8 protein-coding genes are annotated in these 6,391 nt (G+C 39.4%); all 8 read left to right on the forward strand.

The annotated features are described in order from the left end of the window. Positions 1 to 965: 965 nt before the first annotated feature. Entirely contained in the window at positions 966 to 2,441 is a 1,476-nt protein-coding gene (locus BIZ39_RS19840; RefSeq protein WP_187447831.1) for a replication initiation protein, read from the forward strand. Between the two features lie 196 nt (positions 2,442 to 2,637). Next, positions 2,638 to 3,306: a site-specific integrase gene (locus BIZ39_RS19845; RefSeq protein ID WP_187447832.1), complete on the forward strand. Its 669-nt coding sequence runs from the start codon at positions 2,638 to 2,640 to the stop codon at positions 3,304 to 3,306. 10 nt (positions 3,307 to 3,316) lie between these two features. Further along, positions 3,317 to 3,595 (forward strand): hypothetical protein, encoded by a 279-nt coding sequence (locus BIZ39_RS19850; RefSeq protein WP_187447833.1) that lies wholly within the window; start codon positions 3,317 to 3,319, stop codon positions 3,593 to 3,595. Positions 3,596 to 3,818: 223 nt separating this feature from the next. After that, entirely contained in the window at positions 3,819 to 4,118 is a 300-nt protein-coding gene (locus BIZ39_RS19855) for a hypothetical protein (RefSeq protein WP_187447834.1), read from the forward strand. Positions 4,119 to 4,129: 11 nt separating this feature from the next. Next, positions 4,130 to 4,399 (forward strand): hypothetical protein, encoded by a 270-nt coding sequence (locus tag BIZ39_RS19860; protein WP_187447835.1) that lies wholly within the window; start codon positions 4,130 to 4,132, stop codon positions 4,397 to 4,399. Positions 4,400 to 4,437: 38 nt separating this feature from the next. After that, positions 4,438 to 5,190: a hypothetical protein gene (locus BIZ39_RS19865; protein ID WP_187447836.1), complete on the forward strand. Its 753-nt coding sequence runs from the start codon at positions 4,438 to 4,440 to the stop codon at positions 5,188 to 5,190. A gap of 11 nt (positions 5,191 to 5,201) precedes the next feature. Beyond that, on the forward strand, positions 5,202 to 5,468 hold the full coding sequence (locus BIZ39_RS19870) for a hypothetical protein (RefSeq protein ID WP_187447837.1): 267 nt from the start codon (positions 5,202 to 5,204) through the stop codon (positions 5,466 to 5,468). A 162-nt stretch (positions 5,469 to 5,630) separates the two neighbouring features. After that, a complete protein-coding gene (locus tag BIZ39_RS19875; protein WP_187447838.1) occupies positions 5,631 to 5,906 on the forward strand; it encodes a hypothetical protein in 276 nt (91 codons plus the stop codon). Positions 5,907 to 6,391: the final 485 nt, after the last annotated feature.

A 6,391-nucleotide genomic window follows, 5' to 3' on the forward strand; every position in this document is an offset into this window, starting at 1 on the left:
AATTAAAGTGAGCCAGCCTCATAGGGTAAAATCAATGATTGTGGGCCAGGAAGTTCGGATAAAATCGGTTCAGACAGGATAAGAAGTCAGGTCGCTACAATTAGCTGTTTTTGAGTATGACTCTTGTGAGAAATTTCATAGGCTTCACAAGAATGTCTGAGTCATCAATGTTGGAACTATCATCAACAGTGACATACCTAGCCATCGTTGTAAGTCTCTCTAGCTAATTATTTCGAATCTTTGCTCTCGCTTCACTTTCAGAAATATTATGTTTTTCACAATAGAACGCTAAGGAAACCTGTGCCACAAATTTGTACATCAATAGATGATTTTGACTTCACAGTTGATACCGCCGCATGTCAAAAACAACAGTAACAAAACCTATCGATGGTGAAAGATAATATTATGTGTGGTTCTCGTACCGAAAAGGCTCAACCCCTAACATCTTTCAATTTTACGACAGTAAAGATCGAGTGATTTATCCGTATTAAAAGGTCTGCAATGATGAACAACTTAAAAATCGACTATTTTGATCTCAACAACTTTGAATATAGTTTCTATAACTCTGTATAACCTGTGGAATGAATCCATTAACCACATCACTTGCGATCTTTTGTGTCCTAAAGCCTGATCTCATGTGTCGGTTAATGAAGATCTTTTCAGTCGGTTAAGTATGTTAAACCATTGATTAATAGTTATTTATTATCTCTCTATTACTATTTATATATTTGTTTATTTCTATTTTGTAATTGCTAGCTCAAAAATAAAACCGACACTTTTGATCTCATTATCGCAATAAGAGTCCATATCCACTACTCGGTGATTTCGTTAAAACCCCGTCAAAAATGCAAATAATACACTTACGATCACTTCAGTTTCCCTAACTGTGATCGCAATAGTGGAATGTCGTATGCGCACAGCAATGGAATGAAGAGAACGCCATTAAATATAAGAATAGGACTAACATGGACAACGCATTACAACCTTTCGATCAAACGGTCACTAAAAACGTCGCCCTATCTAATTTGACCGTGAGTGGAGACTTGACGCTAAGAAAACAAAAAGCGTGGCATATCCTCATCTATTGCGTGAGAGAAGCCTTTTTCATGCGGACTAGATTTGACCCAGCTTCAGCAGATGAAATTAGTAAACGGGATGTGGAAAATACCAACCCGGTGTACGAGATTAAAGCCGACCTCATCATGGAGGCCATGGGGTATAAAAAAGGGAGTGGTTTTTACAATTACAAAATCATTCTTGATGTGTTTATCTCACTGACCAAAGAAATCATTGGCGCCGACGCGCTTGGCTTTGCGACCCGGGCCGGTGATACGTTTGATATGCAAAGTTACGCTACCCTTATCGGTCAATGCGATCATGAAGGCGGTAATTTCAGAATATGGATCCCGCCTCTAACAGTTTATTTTATTGTTAACCCCAGCGTCTCTTTTCAATCTCCCGTTAATTGGAACGTGTTCACCAATAAATTCTCCCCTCTGATTTATGATATCTGTCTTTATTTCTATCAACATCAACCCGCTATGGATTTAGCCGGTACCAGAGTCACCGATTATATTAGCCTTGACGATTTGAGACGAGTAACCGGTACCACCAGCTCGACATACAACGATTACAATAAACTTAAAAAACGTGTCATTGAAAAAGCGTTGGCCAACATAAACGACGAAAAATCAAACCTTCCCCTTACTGTTCAACTCGATGAGAAGAAAGCGACTTCTAGCGGCATTGGTCGTAAAAAAGTAACCCACGTTAGATTTATCATCATAGAGAACCTGAATCACTGCGTTCAAAAGAGCCCAGCACAACGCAAACTCACCAAACGGTTTGTCATCGATAATTTAGAACCGCTTGGAGTGCCGATCCAGACTGTTGAATCCGTGATGAAAAGCGCTGCCGACCCGGCTGACCCCAACATGGAATACTTAAAGTGGTGCATTAAAAAAGGGCAAGCCCTTCGTGGCCTGACAAAGTTTAAAGCACAGCAAACGCCAGAGAATGGAACAAAATCCATTAACTTTGGTGGTTACTTCCACAAAGATATTGTTAGGGCAAGGAAACAAGACTGGTTAACTTCACAGAAGTTGTTCTATGCGTTCGCTGCACAAAACAACATCGTTGATATCGAAGGAAACGGGAGCCACGTATACAAAATACGTAAAGCTTGCATGATAAAGAGCGCGGTTGACTATATCGCTCAACAAGATGAATTCATGCTTGAACACCTGCGCAAAAAATTCATTTACTTCGTTGAGACACAGTTACCTGCATTGATTGACACATTTGGGGAATACCCGCTACTTAGTCAATTAGCTGAACAAGGAAACAGTACGTTTCTATTATTCCTTGAAGAAGAACAACATAGGTTTACTCCTGATGATTATGCCCAGGCACTGCTTACTTTGAAGCCACATCGATTGTAAAGAGTTGAAGTGGTAATTTCGAAGATTCCTCGGTCACTTAGAAGAATCAATGATGTTGCGTTTATTCTGCACAAAATAGCGTTATATTACGTGTCAATTTTACCATAGGTAATAATTGACACGATGATAAAAGGTGTCTACATTATGTGTCATATTGGTATATAATTGAAATTGACACGTATATTTAGAGAAGCAAATGCCAATAGAAGTTTTGTTTTCTGAAAAAGATATTCAGAAATTAATAGATACGAATAACACCCCTAAGTTTGGGCCGAGAAACACTGCATTGATATTCGGTTTGAGCTATTGGGGATTAGAGCGTAAGGAAGTTTGTCAGTTGCCGTTGAGCGCAGTTATGAGTGAATCGGGGCAATGGTACAAGTCTTGGTTTATCCCTGCTGAGTACAGCTACAACGGCGAAGAACGAGAGCTACATACCGCTGATCATGTGGTGCCTGTTTTAGATAAGTACATTTGTTGGTTGAAAGAAAAAGGTGTTGGAAAAAGTAATCTGCATACTTACAGGAAGTTAAGCCCTGAAATGAAGTTGTTTGTTAATGACAGGCTTACACCATTTGAATTAACTGAGCGGAGCACTAAGAAAAAAGACGGGAGCGTGAGCTATCAAACTCGCTCACTTGATGACAAATTAAAGAGCTTCATCAAAAACGGTGGTATTGAGGGAGCTACAGTCGGGACGTTTAGGGATAGCTGGATAAAGATGATGTATGAGGCAGGATGCGGTTATAACGATTTGAAAGCTGTATCCGGCATCAAAACTAAGTCTACTCTCGATGCCAAGATTAGGCCGCTTGAGCGTGAACTTGAGAAAGTGTTTAACAGCGTGTTTTCACGCATTAATTAAGGAATAAAAAATGGAATCAAAATTGACAATCAGAAAGCAATCTCTTAAAGAATTTTTTAAAAGTTGGACAACAATCCGCTATTCGGTATTGGCTATTTTAGCGCTTGCTGTTGCAATTCCGTTTTCTGTTCGAAATTTCACAGGAGATAACCCTGTAACTTTGCTCCCTGTGCTTGCAGTTGTCATTCCTATCTATTTCGTTTTAAGAGACAGGACGGTACTGCCACTGGCTGTGGGAAGCTTAATGTCAATTGTATTGGTTGCAGTCGTGCCTCAACTTCAATATTAACGAAGGATTAAAGCCATTGACGTTTTTAAAATATGAAATCATAAGAATATTAGGCCTCTTTTTGATTGGAGCCGCCATCTTATATACGTGGTTTACAAAGGACACAGTGGACATTTACGCGTCAATTTGGGAAAGCCCAATCACCTACACTTATATCGGAGGTGCACTCATGCTTTTTGCACCAATCATCAAACGACATACATCAAAAACCAAGGAATAAACAATGTTTAAAACAACCAGAACTAATATCGAGTGTATAGAGACTGCGTGGGTTAATGGCAGTGGTTGGGAACGTATCTTGCTTTTACTGAAAAATCCGGTCGAAAGCTTTGTGGTGAACCCCTTATTATTTGTGTCTTTTGGTTTAGCGTTAGTCAGTTCTGTTGGCATTTTCTATTCTTATGCCTTCTTTATAGTTGGTTTCTGCGGTCTTATAGGGATACTTTTTTCACCAGTTACTGATCATTCAAGTCTACAACATCGAGTAGTTAAAAAACTGGTTTCAGTCGAAGAAAGTGAATGAGGAATGAAGTTATGAATAGAGCGTTGCTAGCCTTTTCAATAGTCTTAATGTCATCCGGTTGTAGTGAAATGATGGAGCCAAAGTTTGAAATTGGTGAATATGTTGAGGTTGATGTAGAAGGTCTAGTTGGTCGTGTTGACCATGTTGATTGCATGGCTGTTGCGATATTGCCAGAACACAAAAATGCTCCTTGTTCATATTGGATATCATTGCCAAACAGGGCTGGAGATTTTACGCAAGTAAAAATTAAGCAATCCCATCTTTCCAAAGCAACTCTTTAACAAAGGAATGAAGGATAGTTTGTAACGAGGACTGAGCTATGAAAAGCGTCTATGAATCAAATGACGTCAACCAACAGATAGAACTAAGTGAAGCGCTCAGTAGGCTTAAGAAACAATTTGGCGCTCAACAGGTCATGGACACCATGTTTAGAGAGAACGATTTTGATACCCCAGCTTTTACGCCTTACGTGCTTGAATACCTAGCCCGTACGTCACGCATGGCTGGGCTTGCTCTTGTCAAACGTACAGCTAACTTATCACCAGAAGGCGTAAAGAGATTAGATGAGATCTTTGGTTCAATACCTCTTGTGTATGAAAATGCACCAGAGTCGATTCAGGGTTTAATAGATTTTTTGCCTAAAAATCCCATTGATATAGTAGACGGACGCATTATTACCAGCGAGCCGTCTATCTATTCTCTGCATGTTGAAACAATAGAACGTGCGCTCGAAATTTACCAATCACGTTTGAAATCTATCAATGAATATCTAAGTGATTTCGATCGCATGTCTAAACTACAGCGGTGGTTACAAAAAAAGTGGTTCCGACACGGCTTACAAGAAAGGGCGACACTAAAGCGTCGTATTGGAAAGTTCGAATTACTTAAATCTCACTTCAATTTGATGGCCGAGATAGAAGGTAAGCATTACATAGGCCGAGTTGTAGATATGCAAAATCTAGTCAACGCGCTAATAAAAAGACCTGTTACTGATGAAAATCGACAAATTGAACCAGAGCTTGATGCTTTTCTTGCGAGACACAATTTACGCTACGACGAAGAAAGCAAATGAGGGAAGAAAACGTGAGTAGCGTAAATCCATTCACTCCGAATATGACAGGATACCGGCTTGTATCATCTGTCCCTGATGATGATTGCGGTTGTTTAGAGGAGGAGTGGGAATGCCCTGTAGGTGTAATGTCTTTTCATCTAAGACAAAATGGTTTCGCTGAAGTCATCTTTGACAATGGAGAATGTGAGTGGGAAATCGAAATACATGGCGGTAGCGTTAACGGCTTTTGGATGAAGGTAATGAACTACATCGACTCGCTGCCAGTTTTAGATATTTAACAACGAGGGAATCAAGCATGACGCTATGGGGGTACATAGGACGATTTTTCGCGGTGATTTGTTTATTGCCGCCTTTTATGGGCGGCAGATGGTATCACACAGTTTTATTCATATGTTTATCACTTTCTTTCATTTGGATTGACATAGATAAGAGGAAACATAATGAGAACGCTTAAGTACTTCTGGTTAAAAAGAATTAACCTTTTAATAGGTTTCATGCTTTCAATTCAATTGCCAGCGATGACGCTCATATGGGCAGGTGGGGATCTCGCAATGGAAACGGAGTCACAGTTAGTTAATAATTGGAGCAATCCCGCCTTCTTACCTTTTCCAACAGCTATTTCAATTATAGCGTTCATTGTAGGGTTAATAGTTTTAGCATTTGTTTTCACTAAAGCAGATATCAACAAAGTTTTGCCGTTCAATAATGTAGATTAGCAAAAAAAATAAAGAATAATACAAGATTGAATGGATCATTACATCAAAGGCTGTGAAGCTTATCATTCACTACTCTTAATTTTAATTGCGGTATCATAAGCCATTAATACTACCCCTTGGTTTAGAACCTCACTGATTGCAAAACTGACACCTATCATAAATACAAATTTTACTATAAAAGCCTTTGCCAGGAGCTACACCAGCTGTCCCTCCTTAGTTTTCTTTAGTAAAACGGATATCGATTTGGAATTACCTCCGATCGTCTGAGATTTAATTTCAACGCCTATATATCTTAAGATGTTAGCACTTTGAACCAAACAAGCCGAAACCAGCCCATTCTCAGATATCTCAATGCTGGACTCATAACTGAATATACACAATTTTATTAGCTGTAGCGGCCTGACATCTTATTTTGCCTGACCCGATTTTATCAGCATGTTCTGACCCACAATCATTGATTCTACCCTATGAGGCTGGCTCACTTT

The sequence above is a fragment of the Alteromonas sp. BZK5 genome (assembly GCF_014349115.1).
In the GTDB taxonomy this organism is placed as follows: domain Bacteria; phylum Pseudomonadota; class Gammaproteobacteria; order Enterobacterales; family Alteromonadaceae; genus Alteromonas; species Alteromonas macleodii.

Bases quoted from the DNA above. Each gene is read 5' to 3' on its own strand.
- BIZ39_RS19840 (WP_187447831.1), top strand. From the start codon at position 966: ATGGACAACGCATTACAACCTTTCGATCAAACGGTCACTAAAAACGTC.
- BIZ39_RS19850 (WP_187447833.1), top strand. From the start codon at position 3,317: ATGGAATCAAAATTGACAATCAGAAAGCAATCTCTTAAAGAATTTTTT.
- BIZ39_RS19875 (WP_187447838.1), top strand. From the start codon at position 5,631: ATGAGAACGCTTAAGTACTTCTGGTTAAAAAGAATTAACCTTTTAATA.
- BIZ39_RS19860 (WP_187447835.1), top strand. From the start codon at position 4,130: ATGAATAGAGCGTTGCTAGCCTTTTCAATAGTCTTAATGTCATCCGGT.
- BIZ39_RS19865 (WP_187447836.1), top strand. From the start codon at position 4,438: ATGAAAAGCGTCTATGAATCAAATGACGTCAACCAACAGATAGAACTA.
- BIZ39_RS19845 (WP_187447832.1), top strand. From the start codon at position 2,638: ATGCCAATAGAAGTTTTGTTTTCTGAAAAAGATATTCAGAAATTAATA.
- BIZ39_RS19855 (WP_187447834.1), top strand. From the start codon at position 3,819: ATGTTTAAAACAACCAGAACTAATATCGAGTGTATAGAGACTGCGTGG.